13 protein-coding genes are annotated in these 15515 nt (G+C 63.2%); 9 read left to right on the forward strand and 4 right to left on the reverse strand.

Annotated features, from left to right (window positions below; all coding sequences use genetic code 11):
- Positions 1 to 7 precede the first annotated feature (7 nt).
- A complete protein-coding gene (locus PQR02_RS02275) occupies positions 8 to 1078 on the reverse strand; it encodes a fatty acid desaturase (protein WP_408224820.1) in 1071 nt (356 codons plus the stop codon).
- Positions 1079 to 1602: 524 nt separating this feature from the next.
- Between PQR02_RS02275 and PQR02_RS02280 the strand changes: the two genes are divergently transcribed.
- The 3 genes from PQR02_RS02280 (at position 1603) to PQR02_RS02290 (ending at position 4068) form a co-directional block, all read left to right on the forward strand.
- The gene (locus PQR02_RS02280; protein ID WP_408224823.1) at positions 1603 to 2118 is read left to right on the forward strand and encodes a hypothetical protein; all 516 of its coding nucleotides are present in this window, start codon (positions 1603 to 1605) and stop codon (positions 2116 to 2118) included.
- 520 nt (positions 2119 to 2638) lie between these two features.
- A complete protein-coding gene (locus PQR02_RS02285; protein ID WP_408224826.1) occupies positions 2639 to 2797 on the forward strand; it encodes a hypothetical protein in 159 nt (52 codons plus the stop codon).
- A gap of 77 nt (positions 2798 to 2874) precedes the next feature.
- Positions 2875 to 4068 (forward strand): phytanoyl-CoA dioxygenase family protein, encoded by a 1194-nt coding sequence (locus PQR02_RS02290; RefSeq protein ID WP_408224829.1) that lies wholly within the window; start codon positions 2875 to 2877, stop codon positions 4066 to 4068.
- 201 nt (positions 4069 to 4269) lie between these two features.
- Here the strand turns inward: PQR02_RS02290 and PQR02_RS02295 are convergent, their stop codons facing one another.
- Positions 4270 to 5073, reverse strand: a complete 804-nt coding sequence (locus PQR02_RS02295; protein ID WP_408224832.1) for a transporter substrate-binding domain-containing protein — start codon at positions 5071 to 5073, stop codon at positions 4270 to 4272.
- Between the two features lie 351 nt (positions 5074 to 5424).
- Between PQR02_RS02295 and PQR02_RS02300 the strand changes: the two genes are divergently transcribed.
- The 5 genes from PQR02_RS02300 (at position 5425) to PQR02_RS02320 (ending at position 9087) form a co-directional block, all read left to right on the forward strand.
- A complete protein-coding gene (locus PQR02_RS02300; RefSeq protein WP_408224835.1) occupies positions 5425 to 5670 on the forward strand; it encodes a hypothetical protein in 246 nt (81 codons plus the stop codon).
- Positions 5671 to 5797: 127 nt separating this feature from the next.
- Positions 5798 to 6553, forward strand: a complete 756-nt coding sequence (locus PQR02_RS02305) for an SDR family NAD(P)-dependent oxidoreductase (protein ID WP_408224838.1) — start codon at positions 5798 to 5800, stop codon at positions 6551 to 6553.
- Positions 6554 to 6571: 18 nt separating this feature from the next.
- On the forward strand, positions 6572 to 7411 hold the full coding sequence (locus PQR02_RS02310) for a CmcJ/NvfI family oxidoreductase (RefSeq protein WP_408224841.1): 840 nt from the start codon (positions 6572 to 6574) through the stop codon (positions 7409 to 7411).
- A gap of 156 nt (positions 7412 to 7567) precedes the next feature.
- On the forward strand, positions 7568 to 8551 hold the full coding sequence (locus PQR02_RS02315; protein WP_408225204.1) for an aliphatic sulfonate ABC transporter substrate-binding protein: 984 nt from the start codon (positions 7568 to 7570) through the stop codon (positions 8549 to 8551).
- A gap of 107 nt (positions 8552 to 8658) precedes the next feature.
- Complete coding sequence (locus tag PQR02_RS02320; protein WP_408225210.1) at positions 8659 to 9087, forward strand: low affinity iron permease family protein; 429 nt, start codon at positions 8659 to 8661, stop codon at positions 9085 to 9087.
- A 184-nt stretch (positions 9088 to 9271) separates the two neighbouring features.
- Here PQR02_RS02320 and PQR02_RS02325 read toward each other — a convergent pair whose 3' ends face one another.
- Positions 9272 to 10978 (reverse strand): ShlB/FhaC/HecB family hemolysin secretion/activation protein, encoded by a 1707-nt coding sequence (locus PQR02_RS02325; protein WP_408224844.1) that lies wholly within the window; start codon positions 10976 to 10978, stop codon positions 9272 to 9274.
- A gap of 85 nt (positions 10979 to 11063) precedes the next feature.
- Entirely contained in the window at positions 11064 to 13316 is a 2253-nt protein-coding gene (locus tag PQR02_RS02330) for a two-partner secretion domain-containing protein (RefSeq protein ID WP_408224847.1), read from the reverse strand.
- A 470-nt stretch (positions 13317 to 13786) separates the two neighbouring features.
- Here PQR02_RS02330 and PQR02_RS02335 point away from each other — a divergent pair, with 470 nt between their 5' ends.
- Positions 13787 to 15487 carry a 3-(methylthio)propionyl-CoA ligase gene (locus PQR02_RS02335; protein WP_408224850.1) on the forward strand — a complete coding sequence of 567 codons (1701 nt, stop codon included), beginning with the start codon at positions 13787 to 13789 and terminating at the stop codon, positions 15485 to 15487.
- The last annotated feature ends 28 nt before the right edge of the window (positions 15488 to 15515 follow it).

Consider the following 15515-nt stretch of genomic DNA (forward strand, 5'->3'; position numbering starts at 1 on the left):
AGGTCGTTCAGGCGTTCGATTGCGCGGGGAATGCGTCTTGCGGCAGGTCCTTGACCGGGATCTTCCGTTCGATCACGTGGGAAGCATCGGACCGCTGTTTCCACAGCGCCGGCAGCATCTCCCGATACGCCGCGTAGAGGCTCGGATACGCAGGTGGCAATTGATCCTTGATCGCTTCGTGCAGACGCGGCAGCGCATGGAATGGCACCATCGGCAGCAGATGGTGTTCGAGGTGGTAGTTCATGTTGAGATAGAGAAAGCGAAACACGGCATTGATATGCACCGTGCGCGTGTTCAGACGGTGATCCTTCACGTTGACGGCTAGTCCCGCATGCTGGGTGAGGCCGAGCAGTTGATGCAGCCAGCCGCCGTAGAAGCGCGGAGTCCAGACGAACATGAGCGGCAGGAAGCTGTGCGTGGCGATTGCGAGCGCGAGTGTGCCGAGCACCACTGCGAGGTAGATACGGCACGACCAGATCATCTTGGGTTTTTCGCACGCGGGCAGAAACGCGTCGGTCGCGGCGTCGACGCGGCCGAACGCGTGCCGCACGACCTTGCCGATTTCGATCGAGCAACCCATCAGGCCGAGAAAATCGATGACGATCGGCCAGACTTTCGTCGGCCGTGCGACCTGGATCTCGGGATCGCGCGCCTGGAAGTAGGTGTGCGTGTGGTGCCGCGCGTGACTCCAGCGCCACCAGTAGGCTTCGCGAATCGTCATGAACGACGACAGGTGATAGAAGAAATCGTTGGCACGACGGCTCCTGAATGGCGTGCCGTGCGCGAGTTCATGCCAGCGCGCGTCGCTTGACGAGTAGATCGTGCCGTAGACAAAGAATGTCGGCACCGCCCACCAGCTTCCCCATGACACGGCCGCCACAACGCCCGAAGCAATCAGCAACGCGAGCCATAGTCCGAAGTTGCGCCAGCCTTCGGCGTCGCTGCGCTTCATTAGTTCCTTGAGCGCTGCACGCGAAATTGCGGGCTGGTACCACGGCTGACCGATGCCGTCTTCAAAGGCTGTGTCGGTGACGCGAGGTGCGGCGCCTCCGCCTTCGACGCCGGAAGTCGAGGACATGGGTGTCTCCTGCTGTGTGCGACTTTGCTGGATTTGGTGGCTTCCCGTCAATGCGGCGGTCGCCGGTGCGCTTTTCGTTGGGTCTACGATAGATGACGCGGCGCGCGGGTTCACGAGGGAAAATGATGGATTTCCATCAAGCCGTCTTGCGTGCCACGCTGGGAAAGGCAAACCGGATGGAAAACTAATTCCATGTAACCGTAGGGAAGCAATGAAACTTGCCGACGAGTTCAGAGCGTGATTCGATAAGCACTCTCAGCTGCGGTTGGCGGCCGGTTTCTCCTCAACGGCGTGGGCATGAGCGACGCTTGATTTCAGTCTCGCTGTACTGTCAGAAGCAATTGCGGCCGACGATGTCGCCGCCGGGCTGCTGCGGCAGTGCAGACCAAAAGGAAGCCGGGATGATGAAGGCCTCGCAGCGCAACTTTCGGGGCTAGTTCCCAAGATGCCGGCGGCGAATCGGAGCTGAGTTATGCACGACGAAGTCCAGTACAGTCACTCAACCGCCGCACGGAGAACGACGCATGACCTCACCCGCTTCCGCCCTCGCGGATGCTGCGCAGCGACTCGTGCTCAGCCTCTACGAAGGTGGCGTACTGTCGCCCGCGGTGCTCGAACGGGTGATTGCATCGGTCGGCCGGGCGCCGCTGGACTGGCAAGCCATCTCCACCGTTCGCGCAACAGACCGGCGTTCGATACGCGAGATCGTGGTCGCGGTCATGATGCCCGGCAATCCGCTCGACAATGTGGAGCGGGACTTTGTTTCCATCATCGAACACGTCACGGGTCTTGCCGACGCTGCCGCGCAACGTGACGGCCGGACTGGCCAGGCTGCGTCGACAAAGAAGAAGCGGCCAGCAAATGCGGCTGCTTCGCCGGAAGCGAGCGAAGCCGAGGACGACGATGCGCTCCTCGCGCAACTCGCAGGCGCGAATCGATCACGGCGAAAGCGTGCGAGTTCGTCAGCTTCCGCGGGCAGGAAGCTGGGTTTTGATCTGTCGAATAACGCCGTGCCGCCGAAGCGGAGCAAAGGGCGTTGAGGCGGGCGCAAAGCACTTGCTGGTTGCGGCGATTGAAGGCGGGGTGGGGACTTTCGGCGCGGTCAGTTGCTGCGCAGCATGGCTCGGTGTGTGACGCTGTCGAACGGGTCACTCATGCGTCCGACCGCTTGCGCGACGGCCAAGCTCAACCGGCGACGCAGGCGCGCACGGCGGTGCATACGCAACCGCCGCCCGCCAGGTGCCTGACGTTAGAACAGTCCGCGGCGCGACTCAGCGATCAATTCGCAGGTACGCAGATGGATTGCCCATGCATGCGCGCAGTGGGCGCGAAAACGCGCGAACCAGTTGGGGTTGGTGCGTACTGCGGCAGCGGCGGTATTCATGGCAGGTCTCTCGGGTAATTGCGTAGGTAAAAACCCTATTATAGCTGTGCCCCGCTGCGACCCAACAGGTCAAAATTATCCGCACGCCGATTTGACCGGCCATCTTGGGGCGGGTTGACTGGCGTCACGACGACCGCCGGCGACGAGAGACCGAGGGCCGAAGCAGGCAGCAGCTTATGGAAATTCATGATGTAGTGGCGGCGGTCCGCATGTCTTTGCCGGAGGTCGTGATGCAGGACCGTACTGCTCTCTGCCTCGCGCAGCCAAAGACCCGCCTGGACAACGATTTCCTTCATCAGAAATCGATCAGCCACGCTTTGTGCATCCCTGATTGATGTGTTTTTGAGGTGTTTATGGCAACGCAAGCGGCCGCTGGAGGACTATTCTCGATACCAGATAAGGAGGAGGCGCCATGAACAGCACCGACCTGCGCAACCATGCGCCGGCACGCCGTGGGTATCGTGAGCAGGATTGTTCGCTGCCGGACTTTGTCGCCGTGCTGAAGGCCCGGCCGGAAGATCACGATCTGAAGTTCGCCGCCGATCTATGCGAGCACATTCCGATCTACGACTGCCGCGAGCTTGGCAATGACCTGGAAGACCCGTTGCGCCGCGCTGACCTGCAAGCCGAGTGGGCCAATGTATTGAATCGTGGGGCGGGCGTGCTGGTGTTGAAGCGGGTTTATGCCGACACCACGCCCGTTGATGACGCTACAAAAGTCTTCGAATCGATCATCCGCGAAGAGCGCGAGGCGGGTGCCGCGGCCGCTGACCACTTTGCGAAAGCGGGCGCAAATGACCGGATCTGGAATGCTCAGGAGAAGCTGTGTCTGCGTGCTCCGTCGGTCTTTGCCCGCTACTATTCGAACACGGCGATTCTCGCCGTTGCCGAGGCGTGGCTTGGTCCTCGCTTTCAGATCACGGCGCAGGTCAATGTCGTGCGTCCCGGCGGCGAGGCGCAGCAGGCGCATCGGGACTACCATCTCGGCTTTCAGACCGCAGCGGAAGCCGAACGTTACCCAGCCCATGTGCACGCGATGTCGGCCTTTCTCACCCTGCAAGGCGCGATCGCCCACAGCGACATGCCGGTGGAAAGCGGCCCAACCAAGCTTCTGCCGTTCTCGCAACGCTATGCCGAAGGCTATCTTGCGTGGCGTCGCCAGGACTTCCGCGATTACTTCGAGACGCACTTCGTGCAATTGCCGCTCGCGAAAGGCGATGCGCTTTTCTTCAATCCGGCGCTCTTTCACGCAGCCGGTTCAAACCGGACGGCGTCAGTGCAGCGCATGGCGAACCTGTTGCAGATCTCATCGGCCTATGGCCGCGCAATGGAGTCGTTGAACCGCGCGAGGATGTGCGAGGCACTCTACCCGGTCCTGCTGGAGTGCCTCGGCGGATCGAGCATGACAAGAGCTGAAGCCGACGCCGTGGTTGCCTCGTGCGCAGAGGGCTACGCCTTTCCGACGAACCTCGACCGGGACCCGCCGCTCGGCGGCCTTGCGCCGGAGAGCCAACAGGGCTTGTTCTGTCGCGCACTCGATGAATCGTGGACCGTTGACCGATTTCGCGCGGCAATCCGCGAACAGGTCTCGCGCCGCGAAGCCTAGACGGCGCGAACAGGCCGTCGTGTCGCGCGTGAACGCCGCGGCCGCACGCTGGCCGGGCACTGCGCTGCACGACCTGAACTCCGGAAGCGACCGATCGTGAACGATGTGCTGGTAATAGGCAGCGGCAATGCGATGTCCACGATGCGCGCCCACGCCGCCAGTCCAACTGCCCGGCGTGGGCGCACACGAACGCGTGGGCAGTTACTGCGTGACCGGTTGGGTCACGTCGGTGCCGAACCAATGAACGGATATCTTTTTCAGCGTGCCGTCCTGCTTCAGCTCGGTCAGCGCATCATTGAGCGCTTTCGCAAACTTGGGATTGTTCTGGCGGAACGGGATGCCCATCTCCTGATCCGCTCCCTTGAGCACTGCGCCCGGACGAAGCGGCAGTTGTGAGGTCTTGATCATGTACGGCAACATCAGGCGGTCGTCGATCGTCGCATCAATCCGTTTGCTTGAGAGATCACGCAGTTTTTCCGGCGCGCCGGGGTAGGTCTGCACGTTGATGCCCGGAACGGCCCGTGCCATCTGGTCATAGTTGGTGCCGAGCGTCACGCCCAGCTTCTTGTCGCCCTTGAATTCATCTAGCGACTTGAACTCGCGCTTGTCGTCTGCCCGCTGGATCAATTGCGCAGCCGAGTACGTGTACGGCTGGCTGAAGTCGAGAGACTGCTTGCGTTGCGGTGTGATGGTGACCTGGTTGACGATCACGTCGAATTTGCCGGCCTGAAGCGCCGCGATGATGCCGCTCCACTCAGTGGGAATGAATTGCGGCTTGACGCCGAGTTTGGCCGCCACAGCCTTCGCGACGTCGACGTCGAAACCTTCGAGTTCACCTGCGGTGTTGCGGGAATCGAATGGAGGATAGGTGCCCTCCAGACCAATCCTGAGTACGCCGGCCTGCTTGACGCTGTCCAGCAGATCTTCAGCATGCGCGGCAACAGAAGTCAAGCCAATGGCCGATAGGGCAAACACGTTCGCGAGCAGGAGCTTCGACAATTTCATTAGATGTCTCCTCTTTGATTGAGTGTCGGGCTGCGCAACTATTCCACTACCAGGGAAGTGATTCGGGTCTTCCCGCAGGCTGCTTGTTCCGGCAAGAAGTCTCCCATGATGAGCAGCAACCCGGGCGGTGCTTTGCGAAAAAGACTACGCTTCGCAGGCGTCATCCTAGCACTCGCGGTGTCGTCTGAAGACGGTTTCAAAAATCGTAGTCACCGGCGCTGGACGCGGCACCGGCGCCAGTCAGCTCACGCTTTGACCGGTTCCGTGAAAACCATTCCATAAACGCTTCTTTGCCCTTCGCCGCGTCGACGGCTAGATTCAATAACGATGAAGCGAATAGATGGAGGCCGCATGATGGCAAATTCAGCGCTGGCTATCTGGGACGGACTTCGGCACACCCGTACTTTTCTCGTGGACCGGATAACGCGAGGACGCGAGGCGTCTGCGCGCTCGCCGCAAGGCGGGCCGCCGCCACACTGCGCATGCAATTCGCCGGACAGGCTTGAACGCATTGCGGCCTACGCGCAATCCGGCTACTTTCATATGGAATACACCGCCGGCATGTTCGTGGTGCCGTTCGATATTCCGTCCGACTGACGCTCGGGTGATGGGGGAGTCGGCCACGCAAGCACGCGGTCGTTCTGACGCGCGCACTCTATGCCCGAGCGAACCACCCGACGCCGCCACGCGTCGCGTGCCGCGGCTGTGTGCAATGGAGATCCCGATGAGCGAACCCCATGAGCAGAAACACGAGCCCGCGCGTGTTGCGTGGATAGCCGGTGTCGGCGCGAGCGCCGGACTGGGCGCCGCGCTCGCGCGCCGCTTCGCGCGCGAAGGTCTGACCGTTGCCGTGACCGGCCGCTCGCGCGAGCGGCTCGACGCGCTGGCCAGCGAAATTCGCGGCGCTGGCGGCAACGTGATCGCATTGCCCGGCGATGTCACCAGTGAAAGCGAGCTCGCCGCGATCACGCGGCAATTGGCCAGCCTGGGCACGCTCGAAGTCGCCGTTTTCAACGCCGCCGCCGCGACTCGCGCGGCGACGCTCGAACTGACCGCCGAACAGTTTGAAGCGGCGTGGCGTGTCACGACGCTCGGCGGCTTCCTGTTCGCCCGGGCGGCTTTGCAGCCGCTGCTCGCGAGCGGGCGCGGCTCGTTGTTTTTCACCGGCGCCACGGCGTCGCTGCGGGGGCGTCCGCCTTTTGCGGCATTCGCGTCGGCGAAAGCCGGCTTGCGTTCGCTCACGCAGAGCCTCGCGCGCGAATTCGGGCCGCGCAATATCCACGTTGCGCATGTCGTGGTCGACGGCGGGATCGACGGGGAGCGTCTGCGCACGTCCGCGCCGCAACGTGTTGCCGAGCGTGGACCAGACGGCCTGCTGAATCCCGACGATATCGCCGACGCTTATTGGTTTCTGCATCGGCAGGGCCGTAGTGCCTGGTCGCAGGAAATCGATCTGCGCCCCTTCAATGAATCGTTTTGACGTGGTGAGGACTTGACCATGAGCGATGTCGTCATCGATACACCTGCATCGGCCACGGCGGTCGAAGCCGAACTGAATTACCTGGAATTTACCGGCGAGAGGCCCGTGTCTTACCAGTACGAGCCGCCGCCGGGTGTGCCGAAACGCAGCGGGGTGTACCGACCGCATCGCGTGAAGATTTCGAATGCGCGCGTCGCGCCGCCGCCCGGCCGCTTGTCGCTCGATCGCAACGGCTTTGAACTGCATCGGCATGCGAGTGCGCTCAGCGATTTCTCGGACCCGGCGCAGATCGAAGCCGTCTACTACCCGGAAGCGGAAGCACTGCTCAAGCGGGCTACCGGAGCGAAGAGGGTGGTCGTGTTCGATCACACGCTGCGTGACGGCAAGCCTGAGCGCGGCGAAGGCGTGAGGGAGCCGGTCAAGTACATCCATAACGACCAGACGTTCGTGTCGGGGCCGCGCCGGGTGCGGGATCATCTGCCTGCGGGAGAAGCCGAGCGGTTGTTGCAAGGCCGCGTGGCGATCGTCAACCTGTGGCGGCCCATTGGCGAGACGGTGCAATCGTCGCCACTGGCGCTATGCGACTCGCGCAGCATCGCGCTCAACGATCTGGTCGCCTCGGACCTCGTCTATCCGGACAAGGTTGGTGAGACCTACGCGCTCGTGTTCAACCCGCGGCACCACTGGTATTACTTTCCGCACATGACGCCGGACGAATTCCTGCTCCTGAAAATCTACGATTCGGCGGGCGATCCGATTGCGCGGCTGACGGCCCACTCGGCGTTCGACGATCCCACTTCCGCGCCGGATGCGCCAGCCCGCCGAAGCATCGAATTACGGTCACTGTTGTTTTTTTAAGGTCCGCCTCCTCGTTATGCGTCCGACTGCTAAGCATAGCTAAAACGCTCGCTTATCCGCGCGATCCTGCATTGCTACGATGGCATATCCATCGAAGTTCACAGACCGGAATATCAAGCCGTGACACTTTCTATTTTTCGCTTGTTCGCGCGCGCGATGCTGACTTCACTGCTCGTCGTCGGCGTTGCTCACGCGCAAACAGGGGCCCGTGCTTCGGCGCCGGTGAAACTGCGGATCGGCTATCAAAAGTCGTCGACGCTCATTACGATTCTGAAAGCGCGTGGCTCGCTCGAGCAGGCGCTGGCGCCGCTGGGCGTGAGCATTACGTGGAACGAGTTTGCTAGCGGCTTACCGCTAACCGAAGCGCTCAATGCCGACGCGGTCGATTTCAGTGCCGATGTCGCCGATACGGTTCCGGTTTTCGCGCAGGCCGCTCACGCACGCTTCGTGTATGTCGCACAAGAAGCACCGTCGCCTGGCGCGCAGGCCGTCATCGTGAAACGCGACGGGCCGCTGCATACACTCGCTGACCTGAAAGGCCAGCGCGTCGCCGTGACCAGGGCCGCGGGCAGTCACTATCTGCTGCTCGCCGCGCTCGCCAAAGCGGGGCTGACGCCGGCCGACGTGCGCATCAGCTATCTGACGCCTGCCGATGGACGAGCCGCGTTCGAGCGCGGCAGCGTGGATGCGTGGATCACATGGGACCCGTATGTCGTGGCGGTGGACAAGGCACCGGACGTGCGCATTCTGGCCAATGGCGAAGGGCTCGCTTCCTATCAACGGTACTACCTGGCGTCCAGCAACTTTGCCAAGGCCCACGCTGACGTGATCAATACCGTGTTTGCGCAGTTGACGGCGGCAGGCATGTGGGTCCGCGCCCATCCCAACGATGCGGCGAAGCTGCTCGCGCCCATCTGGGGCTTGGACGCGGCGACGATCGAGCGCGCAAATGGACGCCGCAGTTATGTCGTGCGCGCGGTGGATGCGCAGAATTTCGGTGAGCAGCAAAAGATTGCCGACACGTTCTATCGCGCAGGTCTTTTGCCCGCGCCGGTCGATACGGGCTCGGCGCAACGCTGGAACTTCAGCACGAAGCGGGCTGAAGCCGCGCTTACGTCGACCACCGCTTCGGGTGGATAGGAAGGCGGCAGCAGGCAAGTCATCGGGCGCGGCCCGATCTTTAAAATGTCGGCAGGTGGCAAGTGCGTGCGATCATTCCGGACATCGTGTTGAGCCCGGAGATCATCATGACCAGCAAATGGTTTTCGCAGTTTTCCAGCTACCTGTCCACGATGACCGGCAGGCCGGCCGCGTTCGTTCTGGCGGCCGCTCTCGTGCTGATCTGGGCGATTACCGGCCCGTTTTTCCATTACAGCGACACGTGGCAACTCGTCATCAATACGTCGACCACGATCGTGACGTTTCTGATGGTCTTCCTGATTCAGAATACGCAAAACCGCGACTCGGCGGCGATGCAGATCAAGCTCGATGAACTGATTCGCGCGATCGAGGGTGCACACAACGCGCTGCTCGATCTTGAAGAACTCGAAGAAAAAGACCTCAACCGCTTCCGCAAACACTACCAAAAGTTAGCGGATGAGGCGCGGGCGGCGCTGCGCGCTGGCGGCAGCGATACCGATTCGCCGTTTGTCGATAGTCGCAATGAAGGTGGCTAAAGCCTGCCGGTTTTGCCGGCATCGTTCAGCGGAGTGGCCGTCGTGTCCGCCGCGATACATCGGTGCCACGAAACTGAATGGTTGGCGCCTTTATGCTGAACATTTGCGACTTTGCCGCGAGTCGACGAAAGCATTAGCGCGCATGCCGGGGCACTGCCACGCAACACGCGCCGCCGCCCGGCAATCAACTGCCGATCGAAACATACAGCAACACCATCGGCGCTTTGGATCCACCCGGGGTCGGCGCGCGCAGCGGCACCCCATAAGTGCAGTGAAAGTCGACGAATCGCGACCACTGGAAGCGCACGCCCGCGCCGGCGCTGGCAAGTGAACCGCTGCTGGTTTCCGCGGGCTGATCGATGCGATTCCACACATGCCCGGCATCGAAAAACACAAAAGCTTGAATGATCGCGCTGCTTGCGCCGAACGGCAGTCCGGGCGCGCGCAATTCGGTCTGCACGCTCCAGCCGCGATCGCCGAGCGCGACGTACGGCGTGTACCCTCGCACGCTGGACTCTCCGCCGAGTCCCATTTCTTCGCTGGGCAACAACGTGTTCGGTGTCCACTGGAATGCGCCGCTTGCGCTCAGCGTGAAGCCCGCGCCGAGCGCGAACGTGCGCAGCGCGGCCAGTTGCAGATACATGTAACGAGGGGTCGCGCCTTGTCGCGCGGCGTTGAACGCCGCGTCGTCGTTCGCGCTATCCAGTGCCCCCGGACTGCCGACGAGCGTCGCCGATGCGTGCGCGGTGCCCGCGTCGGTTGGCTTGCTGATGTCGTAGGTCAACAGGAATTGATGCACGTGGGTGTTCGAGTTGAACACCTGAAAGCCGCCGAATTCCAGATCGTTGTTGCTGCGCTTGAAGTCGTAGCCGAACTGGATCTGCTGCGCCGTATCGGTCGTGCCAGGCAGACGCCAGTCGTAGCGCACACTCATCTGCGCGGAGATACCTGTCTGCCCATAACTTTCGGGCAGCCGTGGCGTGCTTTGCGCATAGACCCCGAACAGTTCGATGCTGTCGCCCCACGGCAATGGCGCGACGTAATTCAGCGCATGCGCGGTGAAGCGCGCGCGATCGGGCCGCCCTTCGATGTCCGGATTGCCGCTGAAGAAGTCGTTGCTCGCGGTGAATTGATACGCGATCTGCTGGTCGAGTCCGAACAGGTTGCCGTAGCCGATGCCCGCGAAGAAGCGATCGCGGCCGAGCTCGGGCACGCCGGCGTTGTCGTAACCCGCGTTCACGCGCAGCGGCAGGCGATCTTCCGTTTGCAGGATCACGTCGGTCGAGTTCGCCGCATCGCCGGGTGCAAAAACCGCGTCCACCCGCCGATACGGGTTCGCGTTGAGCACGGCCAGTCCCGCCGACACCTCAGATTGCAGGATCGCGCCGCCGGGTTCGAGCGGCATTTCGCGTTCGAGCAACGCGTCGGAAAAGTAGCGGTTGCCGCGTGTGCGAACCTGGCCCAGCCGGAATTCGGCGACGGCGATATGCACCACGCCCGAGCTTACGTCCTGCTCGGGCACGTAGACATCCACCAGCGGTTTGCCCGCCGCGCGATAACGCTCGACGACCTCGCGGCGGATCTCGGCAAGACGCGCGAAGCTCAGCGGCTTGCCGAGATCCGCCTCGAAGGCGTTTAGAAATTGGGCGTCCAGTACCGGCAGATCGGTGGCGGCGATGTGTTGCGACGGCGCCAGCGCTGCCGGCGCATTCGTACCTGCGGGTTCAAAGATCAACCCTTCGAGCCTGCTAACGGCGATCTGCGCGGCTTCCGTATCGGCTTCGGGAGACTGCTGGGGCGGCGCGCCGCGCGGCGTCGGCGGGGCAGGCTGCGGCGCGAGGTCGCGCCACGCCTGCGCCGATGCCGGAGAACACTGAACGGCGGCTGCCATGCCTAGCGCGATCAGCGCACCATGCAAAGGCCCGAACACGCGTCGCGTCAGGCGCGCCGGTTCGGCGCCGGACGACCCGACCCGGCTAGTGCGCAAGCTGCCAGCGCAGCACGGGGTGGGTGGCGCCGGCCGGCATCGCCCATACGCCATTCGGACCCAGGTCGTAGCCGGCAAAGCTGGCAGGGTTGCTCATCTGCGCGGTGGTGAGCCCGTTCGACAGCGGCAGCGTCCCGCCGCTCGAAAGCTGCCCCGTCGTTTGCCTGTTCCAGTAGACATCCGGCGCGAGGGTGCCGGAACCAAAGGCGATCACGCCGTGGGTCGGCATCAGGCGGGTCTGAACCGCGCCCGTGTCGAACGACTGGCTGATCTTCCCATTGTTGATGCCGGCCAGCCCGCCGCCGAAGCCCGTCGAATAGGTCGGACTGACGCTCCCCGTCGCATACGACTGCGTGATCGAACCCAGGTTGTAGCCCACGAGCCCGCCGTTCGCGTCGGAACCCGAGACTGCGGCGCTGCTCCACGAGCGCTCGACGGTGCCCTCGTTGCGACCCACCAGGCCGCCGAACGTGGTGCCTTCCTGGGTCGGTTCCGCGGCCACGCCCGTGGTGTGCGCGGACGTGATCAAGCCCTGGTTGACGCCGGCCAGAATGCCGCTGCCTAGAAAGCTCGTGTTGACCGACCCATTCTCGACGCCCACATCACGCAGCACGCCCGCCTGTCCAACCACACCGAACAGCCCGGCCGAGTAGTCGTGACTGAAATCGGCGATCTGCACCGTGGCGTTAAGCACGTTATGCCACATGCCGTCGAACTGGCCCGTGAAGGGCGTCGCGTGATTGCCGATCGGCGTGAGCGCCACCCCCGCCGCGTCGACATCCTTGCCGAGCGCGTAGTTGCCCGCCAGGTTCTGCGAAATGTTTTCCAGGTCGGCGACATTGTTGATCAGCTTGTAAGCGGTGATCTGCGTGATCTGACCACTGCCCGGCGCGCTGGTCCACGCCGAATTGGCCAACACCGTGCCCGCGCTGTAGGTCCCGTTCATGTCGTACAGCGCATCGACGATCCCGGTGCTGCGCGACCAGTCGACCACGCCGTGGTTGACGACGCCGCCGCCGTTGTCCAGGCTCGCGGCATCCGCGCGCAACGTCAGATTGCCGCTGCCCCGATTGCCGATGGTTGCTCCTCGCCTGACCGTCAGCGTGTGATAGGCCGCGAGTGTCAACGACGCGCTTCCTCGCCAGGTGAGCCCCGAATTCACGTCGAGGTCGCCGCTGTTGCCGCTCGCGCCCGTCGTTTGCACATCGACTGACGTGCCGTTGCCGAGGCTCGCCGAAAGCGCGCGTGCCGCGTTGCCGCCGACCGTGAAGCCCGCTGTCGAGATGTTCCATTGAGCGGCCTTAACCGACGTGCCGCGGGCGGGGAAGGTCACGGTGTCCGCGCTCATGTCGACGGTGCCCCCGGTCGCCTCGATCGAACCGCCGGGCCGTACCAGACCATGGCCGGCCACCAGCCAGACGTGGCCGTCGCGCGTGGCCGTGCCGGTTGCGCGGATGGCTTCGTGATTGCCGGCGAGCGCGTAGATGTTGCCGTCCATCGCTTGCAGGTTGACCTGCGCGGCCTTAATTACGCCTTTATTCGACAGCAAACCGCCCGTGCCCGCCTGGACGAACACCTGCTTGCCCGACGAGGAATCCTGCAGCAGCACCTGCTGCGCAACGGCCAGTTCCGCCGTGCCGTTGGGCGCGCTGATGGTGCCCGCGTTGGTCACGCCGCTGCGCGCGATGAGGAAGACGTCGCCCCGGCTCGACGCGATCGTGCCGAGATTGACGATGCCCGCGTTGGAGTTACCGGATAGTGTCAGCGGTCCGCCGTTGAAGGCGGTGGGGCTGTCCACGTCGAGGGTCGATGCGACGAAGCGTCCGTGGGTGGAAATCACGCCCTTCGGTCCGACAAGGATGCCTTGCGGGTTGATCAGGTAGACGCTGCCGCTGGCGGTGAGGGTGCCGAGAATCGCTGACGGCGAGCCGCCCGTCACGCGATTGAGCGTGGCGCCGTTGGCGTTCGCGAAGACGACGTGATTCTTGCCGCCGATCGAGAAACTGTCCCAGTCGACCACGCCGCGGCCGGAGGTCTGGTTGATCGTCAAGGTGGCGCCGCTACCGCCGATCGACCCGGTTCCGCCGACGAAGCGACCGCCCGCCGGCAACGGTCCGGCCGCGCGCGCAGGCAGTGGCGTGACGCAGCAAAGGACGGCGGCGGCAACGGGGAGCAGCGCGACGAGCGCGTTGCGGCGACGTACATCAGGTCCAGCATCTGATACCGGCGGAACATGGTTCATCACGTCTCCTTGTCGCCTGTCGATCGCATCGCTTGCCGCGCTGGACGTGCAAAGCGCGGCGCGTTTTGTTTCCCGCTCACATTGATCCAACCGGCTGCACGTTCACCGGATTATCTACGACGGATCCCAACATCGCAGGGTGTGATGCGGATCCAATGTCAACGATTTCGGCCTAAACATCTGCGGAATAGGACAGGCGCCGGCATCGTTGCCGGACTTGGGGAAAGCCCGCAGACTCACGGGCAGCCATTTGCAACTGGTCTGTCGCTAACCTATCTTGAATCACTGACGGAAATTTGCCTGGCGGTTCATCTCGAAGGACATTCGGCGCTTGACCCTTCGAGTGCCCACGGCGAGCACTGAGAACCACGACGCCCGCATCGCCATCGGAAGCCAAGGCTGGCTATACCATTGTGGCCGGCCCTCTTGAGCATTTTCCGGGTTCGCAACAACAGCACGGAGGCGCGGCTATGACGACACCGCTGCATGGACAGATGATGGACGTGCCGCTGACGGTTTCTTCGTTGCTGGCTCATGCGTCACGCTACTTCGGCACGACGGAGATCGTGTCGAAGCGCGTCGAGGGCGACGTGCATCGCTACACATATCGCGACTGCGAGAAGCGCGCGAAGCAACTCGCGCAGGCGTTGATCGGGCTGGGCGTCGAGCCGGGCGACCGGATCGGTACGCTCGCATGGAATGGCTACCGGCACCTGGAGACCTACTACGGCACGACCGGCTTCGGTGCCGTCTGTCACACGATCAACCCGCGTCTCTTTCCCGATCAGATCGCCTATATCGTCGATCACGCCGACGACCGCTATGTGCTGTTCGACATCACGTTCGCGCCGCTCGTCGACGTGCTCGCGCCGCAATGTCCGAACGTGCGCGGCTGGATTGCGATGACGGATGACGCGCGCATGCCGCCTATGTCGACGGCGGCATCGAGCTACGAAGCGCTGCTCGCGCAGCACGACGGCAACTTCGACTGGCCGCTGCTCGACGAGCGCAGCGCGGCGAATCTTTGCTACACGTCGGGCACAACGGGCAATCCGAAGGGCGTGCTGTACTCGCATCGTTCCACAGTGCTGCATGCACTCGGCGCATCGCTTCCTGGCGCGATGGGTCTGTCCGCGCGCGATTCCGTGCTGCCCGTCGTGCCGATGTTCCATGTGAACGCGTGGGGCATTCCGCACTCCGCGCCATTGACCGGCGCGAGGCTGGTGTTCCCGGGCAAGGACCTCGACGGCAAGTCGCTCTACGCGCTGATGGAAGCCGAGCGCGTCACGTGTTTGGCCGGTGTGCCGACGGTGTGGCTCGGGCTGCTCAGCTACGTGCGCGAAGCGGGTGTGCGGTTTTCGTCGCTGGAGCGCACGATGATCGGCGGCTCCGCGTGCCCGCCTGCAATGCTCAGGATGTTCAAGGAGGACTATGGCGTCGAGGCTATCCACGGCTGGGGCATGACTGAGATGTCGCCGCTCGGCACACTGGCAAAACTCAACTGGGAGCAGACGCAGCGCTCGCCGGACGAACAGCGCAGCCTGCTGGAGAAGCAGGGACATGTGGTCTACGGCGTCGACATGAAGATCGTCGGCGCGGACGGGCAGGAACTGCCGTGGGACGGCGTCGCGTTCGGCGAACTGCACGTGCGCGGGCCGTGGGTGATCGACCGGTATTTCCGCACGGACGATTCGCCGCTGGCGGACGGCTGGTTTCCAACCGGCGACGTGGCGACGATCGACCGCGACGGCTTCATGCGCATCACCGATCGCTGCAAAGACCTGGTCAAGTCCGGCTGCGAATGGATCAGCTCAATCGACATCGAGAACATCGCGATCGCCCATCCTGCGGTGGCGGAAGCGGCGTGCATTGCGTGCGCGCATCCGTTGTGGGTCGAGCGGCCGCTGCTGGTGGTCGTCAGGCGTGCGGGCTTCGATGTCACGGGCGAGGCGTTGCTCGCGGTCTACGAAGGCAAGGTCGCCAAATGGTGGATTCCCGACGATGTCGTTTTCGTCGACGAGTTGCCGCACACCGCGACCGGGAAACTGCACAAGCTGAAGCTGCGCGAGCAGTTCCGCGATCACGTTTTGCCTTCAGCGCGCGATGTCGAGAACTGTCCGCTTACCGATCGAATGACGGTGGGATCCGGGCCGACGCGTGCGCCAGAATGATTGGAAGAGCGACGCATCGAGGAAGCAC

It is taken from the genome of Paraburkholderia sediminicola, assembly GCF_046026895.1.
In the GTDB taxonomy this organism is placed as follows: domain Bacteria; phylum Pseudomonadota; class Gammaproteobacteria; order Burkholderiales; family Burkholderiaceae; genus Paraburkholderia; species Paraburkholderia sediminicola_C.

Coding starts and splice junctions, on each gene's coding strand:
- PQR02_RS02275 (WP_408224820.1), bottom strand. CDS start 1,078: ATGTCCTCGACTTCCGGCGTCGAAGGCGGAGGCGCCGCACCTCGCGTC.
- PQR02_RS02280 (WP_408224823.1), top strand. CDS start 1,603: ATGACCTCACCCGCTTCCGCCCTCGCGGATGCTGCGCAGCGACTCGTG.
- PQR02_RS02285 (WP_408224826.1), top strand. CDS start 2,639: ATGGAAATTCATGATGTAGTGGCGGCGGTCCGCATGTCTTTGCCGGAG.
- PQR02_RS02290 (WP_408224829.1), top strand. CDS start 2,875: ATGAACAGCACCGACCTGCGCAACCATGCGCCGGCACGCCGTGGGTAT.
- PQR02_RS02295 (WP_408224832.1), bottom strand. CDS start 5,073: ATGAAATTGTCGAAGCTCCTGCTCGCGAACGTGTTTGCCCTATCGGCC.
- PQR02_RS02300 (WP_408224835.1), top strand. CDS start 5,425: ATGATGGCAAATTCAGCGCTGGCTATCTGGGACGGACTTCGGCACACC.
- PQR02_RS02305 (WP_408224838.1), top strand. CDS start 5,798: ATGAGCGAACCCCATGAGCAGAAACACGAGCCCGCGCGTGTTGCGTGG.
- PQR02_RS02310 (WP_408224841.1), top strand. CDS start 6,572: ATGAGCGATGTCGTCATCGATACACCTGCATCGGCCACGGCGGTCGAA.
- PQR02_RS02315 (WP_408225204.1), top strand. CDS start 7,568: ATGCTGACTTCACTGCTCGTCGTCGGCGTTGCTCACGCGCAAACAGGG.
- PQR02_RS02320 (WP_408225210.1), top strand. CDS start 8,659: ATGACCAGCAAATGGTTTTCGCAGTTTTCCAGCTACCTGTCCACGATG.
- PQR02_RS02325 (WP_408224844.1), bottom strand. CDS start 10,978: ATGGCAGCCGCCGTTCAGTGTTCTCCGGCATCGGCGCAGGCGTGGCGC.
- PQR02_RS02330 (WP_408224847.1), bottom strand. CDS start 13,316: ATGAACCATGTTCCGCCGGTATCAGATGCTGGACCTGATGTACGTCGC.
- PQR02_RS02335 (WP_408224850.1), top strand. CDS start 13,787: ATGACGACACCGCTGCATGGACAGATGATGGACGTGCCGCTGACGGTT.